Origin of the sequence: uncultured Porphyromonas sp., assembly GCF_905372525.1 — a bacterium.
In the GTDB taxonomy this organism is placed as follows: domain Bacteria; phylum Bacteroidota; class Bacteroidia; order Bacteroidales; family Porphyromonadaceae; genus Porphyromonas.
Genome location: NZ_CAJPPN010000016.1, coordinates 24,349 through 47,379 on the forward strand (window position 1 = coordinate 24,349; position 23,031 = coordinate 47,379).

Consider the following 23,031-nt stretch of genomic DNA (forward strand, 5'->3'; position numbering starts at 1 on the left):
TCATAGGGGCGTCGCCTGCTCGCTTTCTCTACTATCCTCTCCCGTGTCTCTCGTGTCTGTGGGGGGAGGGGAGCGTGATAGGACTCCTTACTTATAGCGTATCCAGCGAAGGAGCTCCTTTACGGAAGGTTTCTTGCCATACATCAAGATACCGACTCGATAGATCTTACCCCCGAAGTAGCTTGTGCCGACGAAGGAGAGATAGAGTAAGACGAGGCTCAGTGTGACCTGCCAGATGGGTACCTCGAAGGGTAAGCGCACCATCATCACAATTGGTGAGGTAATGGGTAGGATCGAGCACCAGAAGGCAAGGCTACCGTCGGGGTTGTCTGCACTAGCTAGTCCTGCATAGATCGAGAAGACCATGATGAGCACCATAGGGAGCATCAGCTGTGAGCTGTCCTCATCCGAGGAGACCGTCGCACTCAGAGCCGCTAGGATAGAGGCATAGAAGAGATACCCTCCGATAAAGAAGAGGATGAAGCAGACGATGATCATCGTGAAGTTGATCCCGCTAAGAGCCTGTAGTCCTTGGATGAGCTCTGTGGCTCCACCTGGGGACATAGCTCCTGTGGCCTCAGGCGTATTCACTCCGAGGAAGGACTGTAGGCCGATAGTTCCTAAGGTGAGTAGTACGACCCAGACAATGATCTGCACGACACCAGCTAGACCAATACCTATGATCTTGCCCATCATCATATCCATAGGTCGCACCGAGGATACCATGATCTCTAGTATCCGGCTCTTCTTCTCCTCCTGGACTCCCTGGAGCACCATACCTCCGTAGGTCATGATGAAGATGTAGCTGAGGAATGTCAGCCCCATACCAAGCGCCGAGGCCATAGAGCTAGAGGCCGTCGTGGCGTCACCCTCCTCGTTCCACTTGTAGGTCGTCACGGAGATCGTGACCTTGCTCTGCTGGATGGCCTCCTTGAGCTCTGGTATCTGGAAGGAGGCGATCTTCTGATCCGTGAGGTAGCTGGAGAGGGTGGTGTTGATGTAGGTCTCTAGGCCTCGGGGGAGTTGCTTGAAGGAAAAGAGACTTATGGCGCTAGGATCCTCAAGTAGGTCTTGGCGGATCTCAAGTATGGCTGTGATCTCCTCAGGATGGTTCTCCCCCTTGTATTCACTTATGGGGCGGTCTGCAGGGACGAAGGAGTAGGCTTGGCTATCCTGGAAGAGCTTGATGTACTTCCCCGTATGATCGATCACTGCTACTCGTTGGCTATCGCTCCCGTCCTGAGAGAGGAGGATGGGAACGGCTCCTATAGCTAGCATGAGGAAGGGGAAGAGTATCGTCATGACCCAGAATGAACGCTTGCGTACGCGAGAGTAGAACTCTCGCTCGATGACGAGTCTTAGATTATTCATGTTCCTGTGAGGTCGATTGTACAGTTTGTAGGAAGATCTCATGCATTGAGGGATACTCGTGTTCAGCATGGCGGATCCTGAGTGTCTGAGGGAGTAGAGAGAGGGGATGTCGTAGGTCTTCGCCCTCTGATAGAGGCAGGCGGATGGTCCCGCCCCATTCGTTTTGCTCATGTTCGATCGGGGCTAGCCGTGTGAGCTCCTCGGGGGTCAGCTGTCCATCGTAGCGGATGAGGGCTGTCCCCTTGCTGTGCGCCCGACGTACCTCCTCTGTGCGTCCTGCGAGGACGACTCGAGCGTGGTCGATGAGGGTGATGCTGTCACATAGCTCCTCGACGCTCTGCATGTTGTGCGTTGATAGGATAAGCGTCGTCCCGTTGTCCCTTAGGCGAAGGATTTCCTGCTTGAGCGTCTCTGCATTCACGGGATCAAAGCCACTGAAGGGCTCGTCGAAGATCAGGAGCTTGGGCTCATGGATGACGGTACAGATGAACTGCACCTTCTGCTGCATCCCCTTCGATAGCTCCTCCACCTTCTTCTCCCACCAGGGGAGGATGTCTAGGTGCTCGAACCACTTGCGGACACGCCCCTCGGCCTCCTGTTTGGTCAGTCCTTTGAGGCGGGAGAGGTAGATCGCCTGCTCCCCGACCTTCATCTTGGGATATAGTCCTCGCTCCTCGGGAAGGTAACCGATGTGACGCAGGTCACTCTCTCGGATGGGCTTTCCCTCTAGGAGTACCTGACCGCTGTCAGGCGCTGTGATGCGGTTGATGATACGGATGAGCGAGCTCTTCCCTGCACCATTAGGCCCGAGTAGGCCGAAGATCTGTCCCTCCTCCACTTGGAGTGAGACTCGATCCAGAGCAGTGTGTGTAGCGTAGTGCTTGCTCACCTCCTTTACTTCCAGATAAGGCATACTAAGTGTACTAGTTAAATTGTCTCGCAAAGGTAGTCAAAAGCTACTCCTTATCCTTCACTACTTGAGGATGATGTACTCGATACATCTGAGGTCGAAGACAGAGCCTCTTATCTAAGAGAGCTCGACAGAGTGCTCTATTGCGCCTGCTGACTCAGAGTGCCTCTGATGAGGGGGTACACTAGTTCCATTTCTCTTCGGGTGATACTCTCCTTTGTCGCATATTGCTTGCGCAGCCGTTGATGGGTTTGATAGGGGGATAAAGGAGGGCATCCTCCAGATCCCCGAGTGTATTTCACCCCTCTCGTAGCTCGCCTTCCGAAGAGGCAAAGATGAGTATACCGAGAGCGCGCCCACGCTCCTATAATGAACGTCCTCATCACCTATGTAAGGTGATGAGGACGTTCTTACCGAGAGCGTATGAGCCTTCTTAGTATGTTCGTTTTTGAGTGCTCGGTACGTTTGATATAGAGCGTGTTATCCAGGGCTGACGTATGCAATCACTATAGTGCGAGGGCAAGGTCGTGGGGGAGTATACTCCGAAGATAGAAGTATCTATGTCCTAGGCTAGATATGCCCAGCGAGTACCTCCTATCTAGGATGGATGAGTATACACGTGTGTACACAACTGTATACCCACGTGTACACAACAGTATACACGCGTGTATACTACCTCGCTCTAAGTATACCCTCTATAGGGCTCGCTTGTATGTCTGTTTCTTGGGGATAATGCCGAGGATCTTTAGTGATGGGCTAAGGCTCCCTGGGTTATGAAATAATACCCCCGAAGATCCAAAGGCAGGAGTGTGCGAGCGAGATTATGCGTCGGCCCTGGCGTGTTATCTGAAGCGCTTCTCTGTAAGTTGCTCGCTGAAGATGAATATGCGTAGATCATATGTTTTATTCCCCTATTTCTAGTGTTTGTCGACTCAGAGAGTACCCCCTAGATAGGTGGGGGAAAGTGGTAATGCTTCTATCTTGATGAGCTCGCCACCTTCCTCTGGGGGAGACACCGACTTTCTCTCCATCCCCCCTATTTAGCTACTCGTGGATAGGGAGACGACTCTTTAGAGAAGGAGGGGTACCTATACAGCCCTTCGCTCCAAATGCTAGAGAAGGGAGTGTGGGTAGGGTCTATCTTGTAGTCTGAGAATAGATATACTCAAGGATACCCTCCTATTCTATAGTATTTGTATGTGTAGGTGTAGCGTATAAGAGGCTACGAGACTGCACACAATCAGGGAAAGTGCGTATTTTTTGTTACTTTTGTGGATATGCGTACACTGCCCAAACAATAATATTATTAATACGATATGCAGCTACACAAGGAGGGACATGGCCCTCTTATCGGGTTCGCGATAGGCCTAATCGGCATTAACGCTCTCATCGCCCTCTATGCGGGGGCGTTTACCCTTATCCCTGCACTACTCTCTGTGGCTTTCTTCGCTGGAGTGGTGAACTTCTTTCGTTATGAGCCCCGCAAGCACTCAGATGGCTCACGGGAAGTCGTCTGCCCTGCCGATGGGCGTGTCGTCGTCATCGAAGAGGTCGATGAGACACAGATCCTCGGGACACGTTGCCTACAGGTATCGGTCTTCATGAACGTCTTCGATATGCACGTGAACTGGATCCCCTGCAATGGTGTCGTCGAGCATGTCTCCCACACCCCAGGGCGCTTCCTATCAGCACATCTGCCTAAGAGCAGTACGGACAACGAGCGCTCCGCTGTAGTCATCCGCAACGAGGCTGGAGATACAGTCCTCGTGCGTCAAGTAGCAGGGGCTATCGCACGTCGCATCGTCACCTATCCGGAGGTGGGACAGCGAGTCAAGATCAATGAGAACCTTGGTTTCATCAAGTTTGGCTCTCGTGTAGACCTATATCTACCCCTCGGTAGCGAGGTGCACGTCAAGGTCGGCCAGCGTGTCAAGGGGAACATCACGGACATTGCTACGCTCCCTCGCTAACGATACGAGATAATAGAGATGAGTATCAAGAAGCATATCCCCAACACAATCACCTGTGCTAACCTCCTCTCGGGGGTCTTAGCTATCGTCTATACACTCCAGGAGCGAAACCTAGAGTGTGCAGCTTGGTGTATCGTACTGGCTGCCGTCTTCGACTTCTTCGATGGACTCATGGCACGGGCTTTAGGTGTGACGAGTCCGATCGGGAAGGATCTGGATTCACTAGCTGATGTCGTGAGCTTTGGGGTTGCCCCCGCACTGCTCGTCTATCAAGGACTGAGCACGCTCTCGGGCGGAAGTATGCTCGCCTATGGGGTCTTTATCTTACCAGCCTTCGCAGCCCTACGCCTAGCGAAGTTCAATCACGACGAGCGTCAGACGATGTCTTTCCTAGGACTCCCGGTGCCCTCCAATGCGCTCTTTTGGATCGGAGCATCCTTTGCACTAGAGAGTATCCAGTATACGATTGGCCCCCAGCTGACACTCATTACCTATCTGGTGCTAGCTGTCCTATTCTCTGCTCTGATGGTGAGTGATCTGCCGATGTTCTCCTTCAAGCTGAAGAAGGCTCCTCTAAAGGCACTCTGGCGGCAGATCCTCCTCGTGATCATTGCTATCGTCGCTATCCTGACTCGAGGATGGTTTGGTTGTAGTCTCACGATCATTGCCTATGTCTTCCTCTCGCTTCTTCCTGCGAAGGAAGAGTAGTTTGGCATACTCTTTGCTTAGGGATAAGCATGTATTATCAATAACGAGACGACAATGGACGGACTTATCATCTTCCTACTCATACTCTGGGTACTCTGGTTCTTCAGAGCTCGTATCCAGGTCTGGCTCCTAAGCCACATCCTCAGACGTGCACAGCGACGTATGGATGAGGCTACCTCCGCACGAGGCTACAGCTCATCCCAGAGAGACTATGGACAACGACAGCGTACCGCTACTAATGGACGTGATACCGAGGGTGCAGGCTCTGAGCCCCGGCAAAAGCAAGAGCTGGATACGATCGAGGCGAGGAAGTTTGATCGCTCCTCATCGGATGAATATGTAGACTTCGAGGAGCTCCCTAAGGAGTAGGAGAGCCCTCCCCTAGCAAGTCATCAAGTAATAAGCAGAGACCTCATCTTCGGATGGGGTCTCTGCTTATTTTCTCCTATCCCAGAGGCTGGATAAAGCTAATATAGAATTATGCCCAAGGACACAAAAGAGTAGACCGTACGCCTCCAGCGAGGGAGGGTACGGTCTACTCTGTGATCTAGGGGAGGGAAGTACGCTAGAGGGAGCCTGGTCTCACATAGGAGCTAGGCTCCACTTAGATATGACCCTAGAGCGAGTAAAGGATACTGATGGACTCGTGATTGATGACACGCTTTATCGCCTCGGCGAAGACCCCAGCTACAGACACGATATGTATCTTATCAGAGTGCTTGCGTAGAGGGATAGAGTCCGTGAAGATCATCTCAGTAAGTGAAGAGGCTTCGATACGCTCCGTCGCAGGATCGCTCAGTACGGCATGGCTAGCGATAGCGCGGACACTCCGGGCACCATTACGCATCATCAGGTCAGCGGCCTTGCAGATCGTCCCAGCGGTATCGACTATGTCGTCTACGAGGATTACATCCTTGTCCCTCACGTCCCCGATGATCGTCATCTCAGCGACCTCGTTGGCCTTAGCACGGCTCTTGTGGCAGATGACCATAGGTACACCGAGGAACTTCGCATAGGAGTTTGCCCGCTTGGCTCCGCCGACGTCAGGTGTTGCCACGACAGTCCGATCAAGGTCGGAGGTGCTACGTAGGTAGTCGATGAAGACCGTGGAGGCGTAGAGGTGGTCTACGGGGACGTTGAAGAAGCCCTGGATCTGGTCAGCGTGTAGGTCCATCGTGATCAGTCGGGTGACCCCAGCAGTACCTAGGAGGTCTGCCATGAGCTTTGCCCCGATGGAGACACGTGGCTTATCCTTGCGATCCTGGCGTGCCCATCCGAAGTAGGGGATGACGGCAGCGATATAGTGAGCCGAGGCACGCTTAGCAGCATCGATCATCAGCAGGAGCTCCATCATATTGTCCGAGGAGGGATAGGTGGACTGTATGAGGAAGACGTCCTTACCACGGATGCTATCCTTGTAGTAGACGGAGAACTCGCCATCGGCGAAGTGCTCGACTTCCATGTCTCCTAGGCTGATACCTAGGCCTTCGGCGATCTTAGAGGCAAGCTCTAGGGATGCCGAACCGGCAAAGATCGCCACATTGTTTGTATCAATACTCATGAGATGTATGAAGTTTGTGAGAAGCTCTCTTATGTAGTGCCTACGTCTATTGGCGTCTTAGCACAAGGGCTATGCGAGGGGGGAGATAAACGAATATTTCGCTCGTGGTGGTATCTCCCTCTCCTCGTAGCAGTGTCTCATAGACCTGCTGGTCATCGATGAGCCCGTACCCTCCAAAGTCCTTGGCGTCCGTATCAAGTGCTATCGTATAGCTCCCCTCAGGGACGGGGATAGCATAGTCCGTATAAGCAGCCGTGGGATGGAAGTTGAAGAAGAAGAGTAAATCTCCCCGTCCGAAGCAGAGTACTTGATCCTCCTCATGTGCCCAGTACTGTGTGAGGGGTAGGGAATTGAAGTCCTTGGTCTGCTCGATGAGGTGTACCATAGCACGATCGAAGTTCCTTAGGTCGTGGTAGAGGAGATCTGGGTTATCTGCTAGGCTCCACTGACGGCGTGCATAGTGGTACGACCAGCCGTTCCCCTCACGAGGGAAGTCAATCCATTCGGGATGGCCAAACTCGTTGCCCATGAAGGTTAGGTATCCTCCATTCATCGTCCCTGCTGTGATGAGGCGGATCATCTTGTGTAGGGCGACGGCTCTGTCGATGGATAGCGTACGGCTAGACCGGCTCATATGCCAGTACATCTCGGCATCTGCCAGGCGGAATATGATGGTCTTATCCCCAACGAGGGCTTGGTCGTGGCTCTCGGCATAGCTGATCGTCCGCTCATCCTCACGACGGTTCGTGAGCTCATACCAGATGGCTCCTGGGCTCCAAGCCTCATCTGGGTGCTCCTTGATGAGCTGTGTCCAGAAGTCTGGGATGTTCATTGCCAATCGGTAGTCGAAGCCAAAGCCTCCACCCTCAATACATGAGGCTAGCCCAGGCATACCACTCACCTCCTCTGCTATTGTAATCGCCCCAGGGTAGACCTTGTGGATGAGCTTATTGGCCAAGGTGAGGTAGGCCATCGCATCTGCGTCCTGATGCCCATTGAAGTAGTCAGCATAGGAGGTGAAAGATTCCCCAAGGCCGTGGTTGTAGTAGAGCATAGAGGAGACTCCGTCGAAGCGGAAGCCGTCGAACTGGAATACCTCGAGCCAATACTTACAGTTGGAGAGTAGGAAGTGCATGACGTTGTTACGCCCATAGTCAAAGCAAAGTGAGCCCCACGCTGGGTGGTCTCCTCGTGGACCTTCGTGGAAGAAGAGGGTACGAGAGCCATCATATTTAGCCAATCCCTCCACCTCATTCTTTACAGCATGGCTGTGCACGAGATCCATAATGACACGTAGCCCGTATCCGTGGGCTGTATCGATGAGCTCCTTGAGTTCGTCTGGTGTACCAAAGCGACTACTTGGGGCAAAGAAGCTCGAGACATGATAGCCAAAGGATCCGTAGTAGGGGTGCTCCTGCACGGCCATGATCTGGATCGCGTTATAGCCTAGATCTACGATGCGAGGAAGTACCTGTTCCTGAAACTCTCGGTAGCTACTGACTCGCCCCTCCTCGGAGGACATCCCGATATGACACTCATAGATCATCAGAGGCTCATCCCCTCCAGTGGGACGTGTGTGTCTGAAGGTATATGCCTGCTCTGGTTCCCAGACCTGAGCACTGAATATCCCTGTCTGGCTATCTTGTACTACTCGAGTCGCCCATGCTGGTACACGCTCGCCACTCCCATGTCCCCAGTGGACAAAGAGACGATAGAAATCCCCATGATGGAGCGCATTGCTTGCGACCTTAATCTCCCAGTTACCATAGTCATCGACTCGCTTGAGCTTCCATACAGACATCGTCTGCCAGTTATTAAATGAGCCTATGAGATAGACGCTCTGTGCTCCAGGGAGGAACTCTCGTAGAACCCATGCGCCTCGCTCATCTCGGTGTAGGCCATAGTATAGGTATCCGTCAGCAAACTGCTCGAGGGGTACATCTCCACCCTGGGTCAGAGAGCGTTCGCGTGCTCGTGTGAACTCCATTCTTCTGTGGATGCGCTCTTCGTAGGGCTTCAGCCAGGGGTCGTTCGTTGCTAGCTTCGTCATAAGATGGTTTGTGTAGTGCCCTTGGGGCGGTTAGTACGTATATGTTACTTGAGATTCAGTATGAGGGTAGAGGGGAGGGTGACTAGGAGATCCTTGTTGTGATCATAGGTGTCACTCCAGAGCTCGTAGCCCAGTATCACCAAGTCACATCCCACAGGGAGCTCAGTGACGCTGCCGGAGATGATTTGCTCACCCTTGTGTAGGATGGCCTTCTTGGTATCCAGCCCTGGAGTAGCGATGATCTGTAGAGTCCCACGATTATTCGTAGTAATGGTGCGAGCGTAGGGGATCATCCGGATATCATCCTCGCTGGAGAGGAAGAGAACGATGGTCCTCGGCGTATCGAAGGCTCTGCTTAGCAGTACACCTACCGAGCAGGGGGCTTTCTCGATGAAGACCGTCATCTTATCACGTAGCATCCCGTGGATAGAGAGGAGTGCCTCGGTCGTACGTACCGAGAAGGAGCCCATACGCCGGCTCATCTGCTCGCGCATGGTCGTCGCCTCCCGATCATCTTCATCAGAGGAGAGACGGATACCAGCCCCGACGATGAGTAGCGTATACTTCTCCTCGACGAGCTTGGTGAGGATAGTCCCCTCTACGTCACGTGATACCTGATGGTCTGTCTCTAGGGGAAGTGCGAGCTTAGTAGCTTCGGTGAGGATGGGGCGGAAGTTGTCCTCGAAGTACTTATCTGCGTCGATAGAGTTGATATCCTCATCGGTCGTGATGTGCAGGGCAGTGACATTGAGGTGAGCGTCACCCCGGCAGAGGAGCTGATTAGTCAGGCGAAGGAGCGTTGCCCCTGTAGAGGGGCGCCCAAAGGATAGGAGTACCTTGACTCCTATCTGCTTGTTGATGGTCTCTAGCCGCTCCTCTCTACGCTCTAGGAGCCGCTTGATCCAATTGATCAGGTGTACCATCGGCATAGTCATCACGGTGGTGATTACTGTCATCAGTACGAGTACTGCATAGATCGCTGGTGGGAGGATCTTCATCTCATACCCGATACCCAGTACGACGAGCTCCATGAGACCTCGGGTGTTCATGAAGGCCCCGAGGTAGATACTATTGAGAGAGGTCTCCCCACAGGCACGAGCGGAGATATAGGTCCCCCCAACCTTCCCAACGACAGCGACTAGGGTGAAGAGCCCTAAGAGCCCCCACATCCCCACACCACTGATTAGCCCCAGCTCTGTCTGTAGCCCGCTAGAGACGAAGAAGAGCGGGAGGAATAGGAGGAGTGATACATCCTCCACCTTGTCCGTGATGATTTTTCGGAAGGAGAGATCCTCTGGCATTACTAGCCCGAAGATGAATGCACCGAAGAGAGCATGCATGCTCAGGAGCTCCGTCACATATGAAGAGAGTAGGAGGAGGATGAAGATCACCCCGACCAAGCCGTGTGTGATGACCTCGGTGTTGTTATATACCTTCCCTGCCGTGCGGAATAGAGGGCGTATGACCCCAAACATGATCAGCAGGTAGGCAACTAGGAAGACGAGGTTGTACCCCGTACTCAGGATACTCCCACTTTGGGAGATAGCGATGATCGCTGCTAGCATGAGCCATGCCGTGATATCTCCTGCCGCTGCTGTCGATAGTGAGAGCTTGCCGAGGTGTGTGCGGGAGAGCTTATTCTCCTGTATAATGCGAGCGAGCACGGGGAAGGCGGTAATGCTCATCGCGATCCCGATGAAGAGCGCAAAGGGGGTGAAGCTCGTGTATCCCGCTGCATACTGTGTATAGATGCCGTAGCTTAAGGGCAGGGAGAGCCCAAAGGGAATGAAGATCCCGATATGGCTGATGATGATACTCTGCTTGAACTGGCGACGGATATCTCCCAGACGGAGCTCCATCCCGATGGCGAACATGAAGAGGATCAACCCAAAGTTACTTAGCAGCTGGATGTTGGGTAGACTAGAGGGAGGGAATATGGCATGGAAGAGGTCGGGGAAGAAACGTCCAAGCAGGGATGGCCCTAAGATAATCCCCGCTACGATCTCTCCGATGACCGCAGGCTGATGCATCTTACGAAAGAGCCAGCCCATCAGACGTGCTATGACGAGGATGATCAAGATCTGGAGCAGGAGAAGCCCTATCGTGGACTGCACATGCTCTGAGACAGAGGACTGAAAGTCGGAGAAGGCTGTAGTGAGAGAGAGCGTCTCTTGGCTTTGGGGATTAGAGCCCCCTGGTACTAGGTGCTCCCCTGACTGAAGCGTACCCCAGAGAGCAGCCACTGCGATCAGCAGGATACTGATATAAAAGACAAAGGGCCAAGAGCCACGTTGCTTGGACATAAAGTATTCTATTCTTTTCCTTTGGCTCGGTGACCTCTAGTCTAGCTAGGGCACAATGAGCACATTCCTAGCCTCAAAGATACTAATTCCCTACAAATTAGGGGATACCCACGTGTCAAGCCTTCCCCCAATCATATAACCTATCCCAAGATGTATTGCCTACAATAATATATAGGGGGAAGAGGGACGGCTCTTCATCCTCCCCTCATAGTCTCCCCTGTTGGATCTCTCTCATCTACTATTTATAGTGGTCACAGTGGAGGTACCCTATCGCCCCAGAGGCTCTTATCGAGAGCCCATCAGTGTACACGCGTGTATACAGAAGTGTACTCACGTGTATACAACAGTGTACACGTGTGTATACGCTCCACCCCTCGTTGAGAGCTCAAAAGGGGTGATAAGTATCAAACTACTCCAGGAAGACTAGACTAACTCCGAGAGCCTAGTGCACCTGACTTGTTTCCAATGGTAGTACTGTGCCTACGACAATATCTATTCGCTTTATCTCGTCCGTGACCCACGTGGGGGGGCTATATCCTAGCGTGGAATACCTATATACTATTCCAAGTGGTATTGATGAAGACTCCCAGCATTCAGATTTCCCCTAATTCCTCTAATTCCCCTAATTCTAATGGAGTGGAGGGCTCTAATTGATAAGCCCCTACATAGGGGGAGATCCCCCCACTAGCTCTGAGGTGTCTCCATGATGCTGCTTTGGGCTTGTGCTTCTCTGAGGAGAATACTGTATCTTTGTAATAAATGAAATGAATTGATAAGGGACATGTGGAGGACTTGCCTTCATAGAGGGACAGGGTACAGCGGTATCCATCCCATAGCGTCCCTGTCAGAGGTATAAACTGGCTCAATGGCAAAGCTCATCCTTGTACCGACACCGATCGGTAACCTAGAGGATATTACCCTGCGTGCACTACACGTCCTCCGACGAGTGTCCCTGATACTAGCTGAGGATACCCGTACCACAGGACTACTACTACAGCACTACGAGATCCGTTGCCCGATGCAGAGCTACCACAAGTTCAACGAACACGCGGCACTCGATCGCCTCTGCGATCGTATCGAGGCCGAGGGGGAGGTGGCTCTGGTCTCTGATGCGGGTACACCCGGGATCTCTGATCCTGGCTACCTGCTCACGAGAGCATGTATTGATCGGGGTATAGAGGTCGAGTGCCTGCCAGGGGCTACTGCATTTGTCCCGGCTCTAGTGGCCTCAGGCTTGCCCTCAGATCGTTTTACCTTCGAGGGATTTCTCCCCGTAAAGAAGGGACGACAGACCAAGCTCCAAGAGATCGCTCGCTCTAGCTACACGACGATCCTCTATGAGTCCCCCCATAGGCTGGTGAAGACGCTAGGGCAACTCTCAGAGCACCTCCATCCATCGACCCCAGTGGTCGTCGTGCGTGAGCTCACGAAGCTCTACGAGGAGGCTGTCCGTGGTACCATCCTAGAGGTGCTCCAGCACTTTACGGAGCACGAGCCTCGGGGTGAGTTTGTGATCGTTATCGGAAGAAATACTACATTTGACCTATCATCAGAAGACCCCTCATCCCCTGATGCACCCCCAAGAGAGGAGCCTCAGAGGACGAAGAGGTCAAAGAAATGGAACCAATAAATAGAGACTATTATGACAAAGAGACTCATCCTATGCGGAGCTTTGCTCCTAGTCCTTGCCTCCTGCGGCAAGAACTCAAGCGACTATAAGGAGCTGAAGGCTCAGTACGACTCCTTGGCCGTAATCAATCAGAACTACGAGGCTGAGCTACACGAGACCGACTCCCTCGTAGCAAGCGTCCTGACCAACTTCCAGGAGATCTCCTCAGTCGAAGGTATGATCAATGTCAATCCAATGAATGGGGATATCAAGCGCTCAGAGCAGGATCGCATCAAGGACAATATGCTCTTGATCAACGATAAGCTACGTGCTAGCAGTGCAGCTATCGATGAGCTGACCAAGAAGCTCGCTGCGAGTGAGAAGGGAAACAAGCGTCTGGCGAATACCGTCGCTGCCCTGCGCAAGGAGCTCGAGGCTCAGAAGGAGCGTGTCGTCGCCCTCACCCAGGAGCTCGAGCGTAAGAACATCGCCATCGGTGCCCTAGACTCCATGCTCACACGACGCAATAGCGACGTGGATCGTCTAGCAGCCGCTACCGCACAGCAGGCCGAGGCTCTGGCAGCTCAGGACAAGGAGATGAATACCGTACGCTACTGCATCGGTACCTCCTCTGACCTCAAGGAGATGAACCTGCTGAAGAGTGGCCGTGTCGTGACCGAGAACGCTAACCTCAGCTACTTCACTAAGATCGACCTACGAGACCTCTCGCAGCTACCTCTGCTGAGCCGTAAGGCTAAGCTCCTGACGGTGCACCCCGCTAGTTCCTACGAGCTGACAGCCGGTGCCGACAAGCAACTGGTGCTCTACATCAAGAACCCACAGGCCTTCTGGAGCAACTCCAAGATCCTCATCGTACAGGTAGACTAACCCCTACCCAAACACTCACTGTAGCCCATGCTCTCACCCCTAGTCTTAGGGTGGAGGGTATGGGCTACACTCATCTATTCTCTTTTGCCTCCTGATGATCTTCTCCCCGGCCTCAGCTATCGTCCTCTCTCGTATCCGCTACAACGACCGCTACTCTATCTACCACCTCTACACACTAGAGCGTGGCCGGGTAGGGGTGCTTGTCCCTGAGTCGACGCACCGACGTAGTCCCCTGAGGGTACACTTTCAGCCCCTAGCAGAGCTCGAGGTCATGCTGGAGGATAATAAGCGGAAAGATCTCCTGCATATCAAGGAGGTACGCCCCATAGACCTACATCATCAGATGCACCTCGATCCAGTGAAGAGTGCTCAGGCGATGTTCCTCTCCGAGTTCCTCTATCGTGTCTGTACCCTCCCAGAGGCTGACCCCGAGGTCTACCACTATATTAGTCATTCGCTTGAGCTCTGGGGAGAACTGGAGCGAGGGGTGGCAAACTTCCATCTATGCTTCCTACTGCACCTGCTCCATGTCCTCGGGATTGCACCCCAGCTACCCCAGGAGGGAGAGGGTAGAGGCTTGCCCTTCTGTCTCCTTGATCTAGTCTACACCTCTACCCCTCGGGGGGCTTCACTCTCCGCTGAGGAGGCACTGCATCTCCCAGCCTTTCTGAGGATGACTTACGCAAACATGCATTGCTATCGCTACAGCCGTGTCGATCGGGGGGTGATCCTAGATCATCTCCTCGACTACTATAGGCTGCATCTACATGCCTTCCCCGCTCTTCGGAGCCTACCGATCCTTCGTCAGCTCGGACAGGAGGGATTGCTAAGAGGGTAGGGTATACCCGTCGGAGCATATGTGAGTAGGCATAGGAGCGAGCCAGTGAGGTCTAAATCAGGCATATTGACTTTTTAAAGTATCTTTGTAGAGCAATTAACGAGTCTCTCTTTGTAGAGACCCAAGAATAGACAGTAAATGGCAGTCGAAATAAGACAGATCACGGAAAAGGCAGATATGCGGAAGTTTGTACGCTTCAATCTCCGCCTCTATCGTCGTAATCCGTATCATGTGCCAGGGCTCATCGAAGACGAGCTGCTGACACTAGACCCAGCACGTAACCCTGCATTTAAGTTCTGCGAAGCTGCATACTTCCTCGCCTATAAGGATGGGCGTATCGTAGGACGTATAGCCGGTATTATCAATCACCGGGCGAATGAGACTTGGAACCAGAATAATGCTCGCTTTGGCTTCGTAGACTTTATCAACGACAATGAGGTCGTAGATGCACTCTTCGATGCCGTCATTGACTGGGCAAGGAAGCGGGGTAAGGAGATGCTCCAGGGGCCTATGGGACTCACCGATCTGGATCACGAGGGAATGCTCATCGAGGGCTTCGATCAGCTAGGTACCATGGCTACGATTTATAACTATGCCTACTATCCTAAGCAGATGGAGCGTATGGGCTTCGTCAAGGATCATGACTGGAAGGAATACAAGATCTACGTCCCTGATGAGATGCCAGAGAAGCATCGCCGTATCGCGGAGATCGTCCGCAAGAAGTATGGACTGAAGACCCTAAAGTTCCGCAACCAGCAGGAGATCCTCCCCTATGCTCATCGTATCTTCGATACGCTTAACCAGGCATATTCGGTGCTCTATGGCGTGTCGGAGCTCTCACGAGAGCAGATCGACTACTATGTACGTATGTATATACCGCTCCTTCGCTACGACTATGTCACGGTGATCGTGCGTGAGGAGGATGATAAGGTGATCGGCTTTGGGATCACGTTGCCTAACCTCAGTCGTGCCCTACAGAAGGCTAAGGGGCGTCTCTTCCCCTTCGGATGGGCATATCTGCTGAAGGCACTGAAGATGAGAAATCCTGTGGTAGACCTCTACCTCATCGGTGTGATCCCTGAATACCAGAATAAGGGGGTCAATGCCCTCCTCTTCGATGACCTTATCCCTATCTTCCATAAGAATGGTATCCGATATGCGGAGAGCAATCCGGAGCTGGAGACCAACGCTGCAGTACAGATGCAGTGGAACTACTTCGAGCGCAAGCACCACAAGACACGTCGTGCCTGGATCAAAGAAATATAAAGATGCTCATCGAACTACTTAAATCCAAGATTCACCGAGTAACAGTCACTGAGGCTAACCTCTCCTATGTGGGGAGTATCACCATCGACCAAGACCTCATCGATGCTGCCAACATCCTCCCGGGAGAGAAGGTGCAGATCGTCGATAATAACAACGGAGCCCGCCTAGAGACCTATGTCATCGCAGGTGAGCGTGGCTCAGGGGTCGTCTGCCTCAATGGCGCTGCAGCGCGCCTTGTCCAGCCTGGAGACGTCGTCATCATCATGGCCTATGCCTGGATGACCTATGAGGAGGCTCAGGGCTTCAAGCCTGCCGTGGTCTTCCCCGATTCAGATACAAATAGACTTATCCCATAACTGATATGTTCGAAAACCTAAGTGAACGCCTCGAGCGATCATTCAAGCTCCTAAAGGGTGAGGGTAAGATCTCCGAGCTCAACGTAGCCGAGACCCTAAAGGATGTACGCCGTGCCCTGCTAGAGGCTGACGTAAACTACAATGTAGCCAAGAAGTTCACCGAGGAGGTCAAGGCCAAGGCTCTAGGCCAAGACGTCCTGACGGCTGTCCGCCCAGGGGAGCTGATGGTCAAGATCGTACATGATGAGCTAGCCCAGCTCATGGGAAGCAAGGCCAGTGAGCTTAACCTCAAGGGCTCTCCTGCTATTATCCTCATGTCGGGGCTTCAGGGATCGGGTAAGACCACTTTCTCTGGCAAGCTCGCACACCTACTGAAGACCAAGCAAGGGAAGAAGCCCCTCCTCGTAGCCGGTGACGTGTATCGTCCCGCAGCTATCGAGCAGCTACGTGTCCTAGCAGAGCAGATACAGGTGCCTGTCTATCTAGACCTAGAGAGCAAGGATCCTGTCAGCATCGCCCGCCGTGGTGTAGCAGAGGCTATGGCCAAGGGCTGTGATGTGGTCATCATCGACACCGCTGGACGACTCGCCGTAGACGAAGAGATGATGCGTGAGATCCAGTCGATCAAGGATGCTATTCGCCCTAGTGAGACGCTCTTCGTCGTGGACTCCATGACAGGGCAGGATGCGGTGAATACGGCTAAGGAGTTCAATGACCGACTCAACTTCGACGGGGTCGTCCTCACCAAGCTCGATGGGGATACTCGTGGTGGAGCTGCCCTCTCTATTCGTACCGTCGTAGATAAGCCCATCAAGTTCGTCGGGATGGGAGAGAAGATGGATGCACTAGACGTCTTCCATCCAGAGCGTATGGCTGACCGTATCCTCGGTATGGGTGATATCGTATCACTCGTGGAGCGTGCACAGCAGCTCTATGACGAGCGTGAAGCACGTCGACTAGAGGAGCGTATCGCCAAGGATCAGTTTGACTTCAATGACTTCCTTGCCCAGATCCAGCAGATCAAGAAGATGGGGAACATCAAGGATCTCGCTGCGATGATCCCTGGTGTCGGTAAGGCAATCAAGGACATAGACATCAAGGACGATGCTTTCAAGAGCGTCGAGGCGATTATCTACTCCATGACCCCTGAGGAGCGTGCTAAGCCCCATATCCTAGACGGTCATCGTCGTAAGCGCATCGCTCTAGGTAGCGGTACGAGCATTCAGGAGGTAAATAAGCTCCTGACACAGTTCACCCAGACACGCAAGATGATGAAGTCTCTCCAAGGCTTCAAAGGTGGAAAAATGCCCAAGATGCCCAAGATGCCCTTTGGAAAGTCTCGTTTCTAGGCTTTGCCTAGCCTTGATCTAACACATAGCCCCATCTGGATCCCTCCTCTGGAGGTCTAGGTGGGGCTATCTCTTGTCTTATTGGGGGAGACATTCTCTTCCCTTCGTAGCATCCTACCCTGTGGATGATGAGGGCCTTGCAACCTTCACTTGTTACTAGCTGTTTGTTTAATCGGTGGATCTAAGTCGACCCACCCTAATCCTCGCATCAGAATACTCTAGCGATCATGACAGATAAGAAGATCATCGTAGCCGTAGATGGCTACAGCTCCTGTGGAAAGAGCTCTATGGCTCGTGCCTTGGCAAAGAATATTGGTTACATCTACGTCGATACGGGAGCTATGTATCGTGGCGTCACGCTCTTTGCTCTGAGAGAGGGACTGATCACTGCTGCGGGGGAGATCCTAGAGGCCGAGCTAGAGTCTAGGCTCAGTAGCCTCTCGCTCACCTTCGCAACACAGGAGGGATATGATGTGCCCGTCCTCCACCTAGACGGAGTGTGTGTAGAGCAGGATATTCGCTCCATGCAGGTCGCTTCACATGTGAGTCCTATCGCGGCCCTCCCCTTCGTCCGTGAGTTCCTCACTCGTCAGCAGCAGGCTCTAGGGCGGGCAAAGGGTATCGTGATGGATGGGAGGGACATCGGTACCGCTGTCTTCCCAGAGGCTGAGATGAAGGTCTTCGTGACCGCTGATCCTCGGGTACGTGCTGAGCGTAGGCTCGCCGAGCTACGTGCCAAGGGGGATGGGGAGATTAGCCTCGAGGACGTCCTCCAGAACCTCCAGGAGCGTGATTACATCGATACTCATCGCCCCGTCGCACCTCTACGGCAGGCCGAGGATGCTGTCGTGCTAGATAACTCTCACGTGAGTATCGCCGAGCAGGATCTGATGCTACGCTTTGCCTTTGAGGCTGTCCTCGCCCATCTTCGTGGTAGCCAGAGAGGGTAGACCCTCCGCTTGGCTCACCTATTCATTCTTTTTATAGCCAATGTATCCAACTATAGAAATAGACCAGCAGTCCGGCTTCTGCTTCGGTGTGATCAATGCCGTCAAGCATGCCGAGCAGGAGCTGGCAAAGGATAGTCGAGAGCTCTACTGCCTCGGTGACATCGTCCATAACAATCAGGAGGTAGAACGACTGGAGTCCAAGGGGATGCAGACCATCGACTACGAGACCTTTAAGACCCTGGAGGGGAAGCGCGTCCTCTTCAGAGCGCATGGAGAGGCTCCTGCTATCTACAAGCTTGCACGCGAGCGCAACATAGAGCTCGTGGATGCTACCTGTCCTGTCGTGCTCGCCCTTCAGAAGAAAGTGCGCCGCAAGTTCTCCGAACTAGAGCCCCTCGGAGGGCAGATCGTCATCTACGGTAAGAAGGGACATGCTGAGGTCAACGGACTAGTAGGACAGACGGATGGTAAGGCTATCGTCGTCCAGGCCCCCGAGGATATAGAGCTCATAGACTTCTCTCGTCCCGTGGCTCTCTTCTCGCAGACGACTCAATCCCTGACGGGATTCAATGAGCTCATCCAGACCCTTAGGGAGCGTATGCAGGAAGGAGCACGCTTTGATTACCAAGACTCTATCTGTCGCCAGGTCTCCAATCGGATGCCCCACATCCAAGACTTCTCTTCGCAGCACGAACTGACCTTTTTCGTCGCAGGCTCTAAGAGCTCCAATGGCAAAGTCCTCTTCGGCTACTGTCAGAAGGGGAATGCCCGTAGCTACTTCGTCTCCTCTCCCGATGATGTACAGATGGAGATGCTCACCCCGATACCCCGATCGATCGGGATCTGTGGGGCTACCTCTACACCCATGTGGCAGATGGAGGAGGTCGCTACTCGGGTACGTGAGCTCCTGGGGATGCCCCAGCCCTCAGCTGAATGAACTCGATAGATCCTGAGCGCCTAGAGGAATATATCCTCGCGCACACCACCCCAGAGAGCCCCCAGAGATCCCACCTGAGCCGAGAGGCTCATGTACGTCTCCTACGTGCCCGGATGCTCTCGGGGCATCTACAGGGCAACCTCCTACAGATGATATGCCGAATGCTCAGAGCTCAGCAGGTGCTCGAGATAGGGACTTATACGGGGTATGCTGCCCATTGTCTCGCCGAGGCTCTCGAGGGGGATGGTGAGGTGCATACGATCGAGTCGGACGATGAGATGGAGGACTTCATTCGGGAGTTCCTTGCCGATGCTCCTTATAGAGGTCGTATACACCTACACCTAGGAGATGCTCTAGAGCTTATACCTAGGCTCGTACAGCAGCATAGCTTCGATCTAGTCTATATGGATGCCAATAAGCGACAATACATAGACTACTACGAACTCCTCATACCATACCTACCTACTGGTGCCATAGTACTAGCTGATAATACGCTGTGGGATGGGAAGGTCATTGAGGATCCTTTGCCTACAGACAGCCAGACGCAGGCTATCCTAGCCTTTAATGACTGGGTGCAGCGTGATCCTCGGGTGGAGAACCTTATCCTCCCCCTGCGTGATGGGCTAAGTATCATTCGTAAGCTGTGAGGGGACTCAGCTAGAGACACTCTAGCCCCCAGAAGGCTTCGGGATGGAAAGGGTGTAAGTACCCGCCGATAAAAGGACAAAGGTCGCAAATGAGAATGGATCTCATCTGCGACCTTTGTTCGTTATGGCTAGTTTGTATTGGACGGCTAGAGGCCGTGTTCGCTGAGGTAACGCTCAGCTTCGATGGCAGCCTTACAGCCAGATCCAGCGGCCGTGATAGCCTGACGATAGAGCGGATCCGCGACGTCCCCAGCGGCGAAGACACCTGGGACCTTGGTGCGTGGCGTAGCTCCCTCTGTCTGGATGTAGCCGACTGCGTCACAATCAACCCATGGGGCGAATAGCTCTGAATTCGGGTGATGTCCGATAGCGAGGAAGAAGCCGTCTATCGGTAGATCTACACGCTCCTCATCTGGCTGACCCTTGCGCTTGACTAGGTGAGCACCCTCGACGCCGTCCTCACCGTATAGTCTGAGCGTGTTGTGCTCATAGAGGATCGTGATCTTGGGATTGTCCTCCACACGCTGGCGCATGATCTTGGATGCTCTGAGATAGTCCTTTCGTACGATCATGTAGACGTGCGAGGCGAGGCCTGCTAGGTAGATAGCCTCTTCGCAAGCTGTGTCTCCGCCTCCGACGACGGCGACCTTCTTCCCACGGTAGAAGAAACCATCACAGGTAGCACAGGCCGAGACCCCCATACCGGCGTACTTCTCTTCGTCTGGGAGACCGAGGTACTTGGCCGAGGCTCCCGTGGAGATAATGATGGTGTCAGCCTCCACCTCCTTGCCATCGCTGAAGGTGACTAGGTACGGAGCCTTCGACAGATCGACGGCTGTAGCGAGGCCACTACGGATCTCCGTGCCGAAGCGCTCAGCCTGCTTGCGGAGGTCTTGGATGAGTGCGGTACCCGTGACACCCTCGGGGTATCCAGGGAAGTTCTCGACCTCGGTGGTCTGTGTGAGTTGTCCTCCAGGCTGTAGTCCCTCATAGAGGAGGGGGGAGAGGTTGGCTCGTGAGGCATAGATTGCGGCTGTGTAGCCAGCAGGGCCTGATCCGATGATCAGGGTGCGACGATGTTCTCTACTCATAATAGACGGTGTGACGATAATGATGTGTGATGGTGACCCCCCTTGGGCTAGCGCATGTCGTGGAGCTTCTTCTGTAGCTCCTGACGAGCGAAGAATATCCTGCTTTTGACTGTGCCGAGGGGGATGCCTAGGGTTTCAGCGATCTCGTTGTACTTATAGCCAGAGACGAACATGGAGAAGGGCTCCTTGAGGCTAGGCTGTAGACCTGCGATAGCCTGGGTGATCTCCTTGATATCCATGGATCCCTCGGGAGTATTCTCTCCACCTTCGCTCAGCAGGGGTACGTTGTACGCATCTACGTTGGAGTCGATGATCCCCTGCGTGCGGACGAGCTTGTGATAGTTGTTGATGAAGATGTTACGCATGATCTTTAGCACCCAACCCTTGAAGTTCACATTGTCGACGAACTTATCATAGTTATTGAGTACGCGGAGCGTGGTATCCTGCGTGAGATCTTCGGCGTCGGCCTCATCCTTGGTGAGTGTGCGGGCGAAGTTCTTCATATAGTCCTGCATCCCGATCAGGTCCTTTTGTATCTGGAGTACGTCCATAGCTTATGTTGTTTCTGAAGTTTCCCTTGTCTAATATTTTTACAAAGATAAAACTATTTCTTGGCTATTACCTCCTTCTCTGTTTATGGAGGGATAGAGGCTATCTATGGTAAGCCGGCTTACCATTCTATAGGTGTAAGGCCGCGCTGCTGTAGGTAGGTATTGCAAGCGGAGAAGTGCCGGCAGCCAAAGAAGCCTCGGCTGGCAGAGAGCGGAGACGGATGGGGTGCCTCGAGGATGAGATGACGAGTGTGGTCGATCATCGAAGCCTTACGCCGAGCGGGTGTCCCCCAGAGGAGGAAGACTACGTGCTCCCGCTGGCGGTTGACCGCCATGATCACCTCGTCGGTGAAGGTCTCCCAGCCTAATCCCTGATGTGAGGCCGCCTGCCCCGATCGTACAGTGAGGGTCGTGTTGAGCAGGAGGACACCCTGCTGTACCCAGGGTAGGAGGTTTCCCCCAGAGATGATGGAGGGACGGCCGAGGTCAGAGGCGATCTCTTGCTTGATATTCCTCAGGCTCGGGGGCACTGGTATCCCGTCTGGGACGGAGAAGGAGAGCCCCTCTGCTTGTCCCGCCCCATGATAAGGGTCTTGCCCCAAGAGTACGACCCGTACCTGTGGTAGCGGACAGAGATCCAGTGCCCGGAATATCTGTCCAGCAGGTGGGTAGATGGTGCCTGTCTGGTACTCCGTGCGGATACGGTCGGTCAGTAGGGCGAAGTAGAGCTTTTCAAACTCGGGGGCTAAAGCCTCCCGCCAGCTTTCCTCTAATCGTACATTCATCTTTCTCTTCGTGATGTAGTCTGTGGACGGCCTCTCTAACGAATAGAGGACGTCTAATCAATGATTAAACGCCCTCTAGTAACCTTTTATTGAATGGGAAGCATCGTGCTATCCACAAAACTTGGGTGGAAGATGGGATTCGAACCCACGACACCTGGAACCACAATCCAGTGCTCTAACCAACTGAGCTACAACCACCATATGTGCTCTGATCTCTTTGTCAAAAGCACTGCAAAGATAGAAAGACTTTCTTATATAGCAAAATCTCTACATGCTTGTCCCCACAAAGTTCCCCCACCTCAGAGTCTCCTCGGATAGCTAACCATCTGTGTGTAAGGAGTGAGTGTGTCCTGAGGGAAATGTGCTCTTTCGTGGTGAAAGTTTGTCGCTACTAGGGGTTAGGAGGCTTGCTTGAAACATATCCTCCTAGGGAGGCGGTGGGTATATAGTGGCCTTGGGATACCCACCCTTAGGTTGTTATAAGGTACCCGATTGGGCTCTCGGTAAGAGCGCCCTCATCACCTTACATAGGTGATGGAGACGTTCTTTATAGGAGCGCAGGGACGCTCTCGGTATGTTCGTCTCACCCCTTTAAGTATGCCTGATATTAGGGGGGCGCCCCCGACTCCATGCTCGGAGCTGTTCGCTCAACCCGTCCTATCCATTCGCTCCAGCCCTATAGAAGGAGAGAGCGACTAAGAGCGTAGTGAGTCTCATCTGAGAGATGGCTCTCCCTGATATAGATATGCCTCTCTAGGCTTGACTCCTCGGAGTCCCTCTTCTCTACTCTACGAGGGGCTATAGATTGGGCTCTTCTTAGGAGGAGGGCTGACGCCTGAAATCACTATAGTGCGAGGGCAAGGTCGTGGGGGAGTATACGCCGAAGATAGA

Annotated in this window: 20 protein-coding genes and 1 tRNA gene; 12 read left to right on the forward strand and 9 right to left on the reverse strand. The window is 53.2% G+C overall.

What is annotated here, in order from left to right; genetic code table 11:
• Positions 1-87: 87 nt before the first annotated feature.
• Both QZ170_RS04420 and QZ170_RS04425 read right to left on the reverse strand, forming a co-directional pair.
• Positions 88-1,371 carry an ABC transporter permease gene (locus QZ170_RS04420; protein ID WP_297177722.1) on the reverse strand — a complete coding sequence of 428 codons (1,284 nt, stop codon included), beginning with the start codon at positions 1,369-1,371 and terminating at the stop codon, positions 88-90.
• Positions 1,364-2,284: an ABC transporter ATP-binding protein gene (locus QZ170_RS04425; protein WP_297177725.1), complete on the reverse strand. Its 921-nt coding sequence runs from the start codon at positions 2,282-2,284 to the stop codon at positions 1,364-1,366. Before QZ170_RS04425 ends, QZ170_RS04420 begins: the two co-directional genes overlap by 8 nt.
• A gap of 1,313 nt (positions 2,285-3,597) precedes the next feature.
• Here QZ170_RS04425 and QZ170_RS04430 point away from each other — a divergent pair.
• The 3 genes from QZ170_RS04430 to QZ170_RS04440 are packed head-to-tail and all read left to right on the forward strand — an operon-like array spanning position 3,598 to position 5,328.
• Entirely contained in the window at positions 3,598-4,251 is a 654-nt protein-coding gene (locus QZ170_RS04430) for a phosphatidylserine decarboxylase family protein (RefSeq protein ID WP_297177728.1), read from the forward strand.
• Between the two features lie 18 nt (positions 4,252-4,269).
• Positions 4,270-4,959 (forward strand): CDP-diacylglycerol--serine O-phosphatidyltransferase, encoded by a 690-nt coding sequence (gene pssA / locus QZ170_RS04435; RefSeq protein WP_297177730.1) that lies wholly within the window; start codon positions 4,270-4,272, stop codon positions 4,957-4,959.
• Between the two features lie 54 nt (positions 4,960-5,013).
• Positions 5,014-5,328, forward strand: coding sequence for a DUF4834 family protein (locus QZ170_RS04440; RefSeq protein ID WP_297177733.1), 315 nt, complete (start codon positions 5,014-5,016; stop codon positions 5,326-5,328).
• A 247-nt stretch (positions 5,329-5,575) separates the two neighbouring features.
• Here the strand turns inward: QZ170_RS04440 and QZ170_RS04445 are convergent, their stop codons facing one another.
• The 3 genes from QZ170_RS04445 to QZ170_RS04455 are packed head-to-tail and all read right to left on the reverse strand — an operon-like array spanning position 5,576 to position 10,873.
• The gene (locus tag QZ170_RS04445) at positions 5,576-6,520 is read right to left on the reverse strand and encodes a ribose-phosphate pyrophosphokinase (protein ID WP_297177736.1); all 945 of its coding nucleotides are present in this window, start codon (positions 6,518-6,520) and stop codon (positions 5,576-5,578) included.
• Between the two features lie 46 nt (positions 6,521-6,566).
• A complete protein-coding gene (locus QZ170_RS04450; RefSeq protein ID WP_297177739.1) occupies positions 6,567-8,570 on the reverse strand; it encodes an alpha amylase C-terminal domain-containing protein in 2,004 nt (667 codons plus the stop codon).
• 44 nt (positions 8,571-8,614) lie between these two features.
• On the reverse strand, positions 8,615-10,873 hold the full coding sequence (locus QZ170_RS04455; protein ID WP_297177741.1) for a cation:proton antiporter: 2,259 nt from the start codon (positions 10,871-10,873) through the stop codon (positions 8,615-8,617).
• A gap of 865 nt (positions 10,874-11,738) precedes the next feature.
• On the opposite strand from QZ170_RS04455, the gene rsmI reads away from it, so the two are divergent.
• The 9 genes from rsmI (at position 11,739) to QZ170_RS04500 (ending at position 19,713) form a co-directional block, all read left to right on the forward strand.
• Positions 11,739-12,503: a 16S rRNA (cytidine(1402)-2'-O)-methyltransferase gene (rsmI, locus tag QZ170_RS04460; RefSeq protein WP_297177744.1), complete on the forward strand. Its 765-nt coding sequence runs from the start codon at positions 11,739-11,741 to the stop codon at positions 12,501-12,503.
• A 12-nt stretch (positions 12,504-12,515) separates the two neighbouring features.
• Complete coding sequence (locus tag QZ170_RS04465; protein ID WP_297177747.1) at positions 12,516-13,370, forward strand: hypothetical protein; 855 nt, start codon at positions 12,516-12,518, stop codon at positions 13,368-13,370.
• A gap of 94 nt (positions 13,371-13,464) precedes the next feature.
• Positions 13,465-14,208, forward strand: coding sequence for a DNA repair protein RecO C-terminal domain-containing protein (locus tag QZ170_RS04470; RefSeq protein WP_297177750.1), 744 nt, complete (start codon positions 13,465-13,467; stop codon positions 14,206-14,208).
• A gap of 138 nt (positions 14,209-14,346) precedes the next feature.
• A complete protein-coding gene (locus QZ170_RS04475) occupies positions 14,347-15,474 on the forward strand; it encodes a GNAT family N-acetyltransferase (RefSeq protein WP_297177753.1) in 1,128 nt (375 codons plus the stop codon).
• A 2-nt stretch (positions 15,475-15,476) separates the two neighbouring features.
• Entirely contained in the window at positions 15,477-15,830 is a 354-nt protein-coding gene (gene panD, locus QZ170_RS04480) for an aspartate 1-decarboxylase (protein WP_297177756.1), read from the forward strand.
• Between the two features lie 5 nt (positions 15,831-15,835).
• Entirely contained in the window at positions 15,836-17,179 is a 1,344-nt protein-coding gene (ffh, locus tag QZ170_RS04485) for a signal recognition particle protein (RefSeq protein WP_297177759.1), read from the forward strand.
• Between the two features lie 227 nt (positions 17,180-17,406).
• Positions 17,407-18,129: a (d)CMP kinase gene (gene cmk / locus QZ170_RS04490; protein ID WP_297177762.1), complete on the forward strand. Its 723-nt coding sequence runs from the start codon at positions 17,407-17,409 to the stop codon at positions 18,127-18,129.
• Between the two features lie 40 nt (positions 18,130-18,169).
• Positions 18,170-19,066, forward strand: coding sequence for a 4-hydroxy-3-methylbut-2-enyl diphosphate reductase (locus tag QZ170_RS04495; protein WP_297177765.1), 897 nt, complete (start codon positions 18,170-18,172; stop codon positions 19,064-19,066).
• Complete coding sequence (locus QZ170_RS04500; RefSeq protein WP_297177768.1) at positions 19,063-19,713, forward strand: O-methyltransferase; 651 nt, start codon at positions 19,063-19,065, stop codon at positions 19,711-19,713. The genes QZ170_RS04495 and QZ170_RS04500 overlap by 4 nt, the downstream gene beginning before the upstream one ends.
• A 146-nt stretch (positions 19,714-19,859) precedes the next feature.
• On the opposite strand, the gene trxB is transcribed toward QZ170_RS04500, so the two are convergent.
• The 4 genes from trxB to QZ170_RS04520 all read right to left on the reverse strand — a co-directional run bounded on the left by trxB (position 19,860) and on the right by QZ170_RS04520 (position 22,339).
• Positions 19,860-20,804, reverse strand: a complete 945-nt coding sequence (gene trxB, locus QZ170_RS04505; protein WP_297177771.1) for a thioredoxin-disulfide reductase — start codon at positions 20,802-20,804, stop codon at positions 19,860-19,862.
• Between the two features lie 47 nt (positions 20,805-20,851).
• A complete protein-coding gene (locus QZ170_RS04510; RefSeq protein WP_297177773.1) occupies positions 20,852-21,355 on the reverse strand; it encodes an RNA polymerase sigma factor in 504 nt (167 codons plus the stop codon).
• 119 nt (positions 21,356-21,474) lie between these two features.
• The gene (ung, locus tag QZ170_RS04515) at positions 21,475-22,140 is read right to left on the reverse strand and encodes a uracil-DNA glycosylase (protein WP_297177776.1); all 666 of its coding nucleotides are present in this window, start codon (positions 22,138-22,140) and stop codon (positions 21,475-21,477) included.
• A 123-nt stretch (positions 22,141-22,263) separates the two neighbouring features.
• Positions 22,264-22,339, reverse strand: a tRNA-His gene (locus QZ170_RS04520).
• Positions 22,340-23,031: the final 692 nt, after the last annotated feature.

Bases quoted from the DNA above. Each gene is read 5' to 3' on its own strand.
- QZ170_RS04500 (WP_297177768.1), top strand. From the start codon at position 19,063: ATGAACTCGATAGATCCTGAGCGCCTAGAGGAATATATCCTCGCGCAC.
- QZ170_RS04425 (WP_297177725.1), bottom strand. From the start codon at position 2,284: ATGCCTTATCTGGAAGTAAAGGAGGTGAGCAAGCACTACGCTACACAC.
- rsmI (WP_297177744.1), top strand. From the start codon at position 11,739: ATGGCAAAGCTCATCCTTGTACCGACACCGATCGGTAACCTAGAGGAT.
- cmk (WP_297177762.1), top strand. From the start codon at position 17,407: ATGACAGATAAGAAGATCATCGTAGCCGTAGATGGCTACAGCTCCTGT.
- pssA (WP_297177730.1), top strand. From the start codon at position 4,270: ATGAGTATCAAGAAGCATATCCCCAACACAATCACCTGTGCTAACCTC.
- QZ170_RS04420 (WP_297177722.1), bottom strand. From the start codon at position 1,371: ATGAATAATCTAAGACTCGTCATCGAGCGAGAGTTCTACTCTCGCGTA.
- QZ170_RS04475 (WP_297177753.1), top strand. From the start codon at position 14,347: ATGGCAGTCGAAATAAGACAGATCACGGAAAAGGCAGATATGCGGAAG.
- QZ170_RS04445 (WP_297177736.1), bottom strand. From the start codon at position 6,520: ATGAGTATTGATACAAACAATGTGGCGATCTTTGCCGGTTCGGCATCC.
- QZ170_RS04495 (WP_297177765.1), top strand. From the start codon at position 18,170: ATGTATCCAACTATAGAAATAGACCAGCAGTCCGGCTTCTGCTTCGGT.
- QZ170_RS04470 (WP_297177750.1), top strand. From the start codon at position 13,465: ATGATCTTCTCCCCGGCCTCAGCTATCGTCCTCTCTCGTATCCGCTAC.
- ung (WP_297177776.1), bottom strand. From the start codon at position 22,140: ATGAATGTACGATTAGAGGAAAGCTGGCGGGAGGCTTTAGCCCCCGAG.
- QZ170_RS04510 (WP_297177773.1), bottom strand. From the start codon at position 21,355: ATGGACGTACTCCAGATACAAAAGGACCTGATCGGGATGCAGGACTAT.
- trxB (WP_297177771.1), bottom strand. From the start codon at position 20,804: ATGAGTAGAGAACATCGTCGCACCCTGATCATCGGATCAGGCCCTGCT.
- panD (WP_297177756.1), top strand. From the start codon at position 15,477: ATGCTCATCGAACTACTTAAATCCAAGATTCACCGAGTAACAGTCACT.
- QZ170_RS04450 (WP_297177739.1), bottom strand. From the start codon at position 8,570: ATGACGAAGCTAGCAACGAACGACCCCTGGCTGAAGCCCTACGAAGAG.
- QZ170_RS04465 (WP_297177747.1), top strand. From the start codon at position 12,516: ATGACAAAGAGACTCATCCTATGCGGAGCTTTGCTCCTAGTCCTTGCC.
- QZ170_RS04430 (WP_297177728.1), top strand. From the start codon at position 3,598: ATGCAGCTACACAAGGAGGGACATGGCCCTCTTATCGGGTTCGCGATA.
- ffh (WP_297177759.1), top strand. From the start codon at position 15,836: ATGTTCGAAAACCTAAGTGAACGCCTCGAGCGATCATTCAAGCTCCTA.
- QZ170_RS04440 (WP_297177733.1), top strand. From the start codon at position 5,014: ATGGACGGACTTATCATCTTCCTACTCATACTCTGGGTACTCTGGTTC.
- QZ170_RS04455 (WP_297177741.1), bottom strand. From the start codon at position 10,873: ATGTCCAAGCAACGTGGCTCTTGGCCCTTTGTCTTTTATATCAGTATC.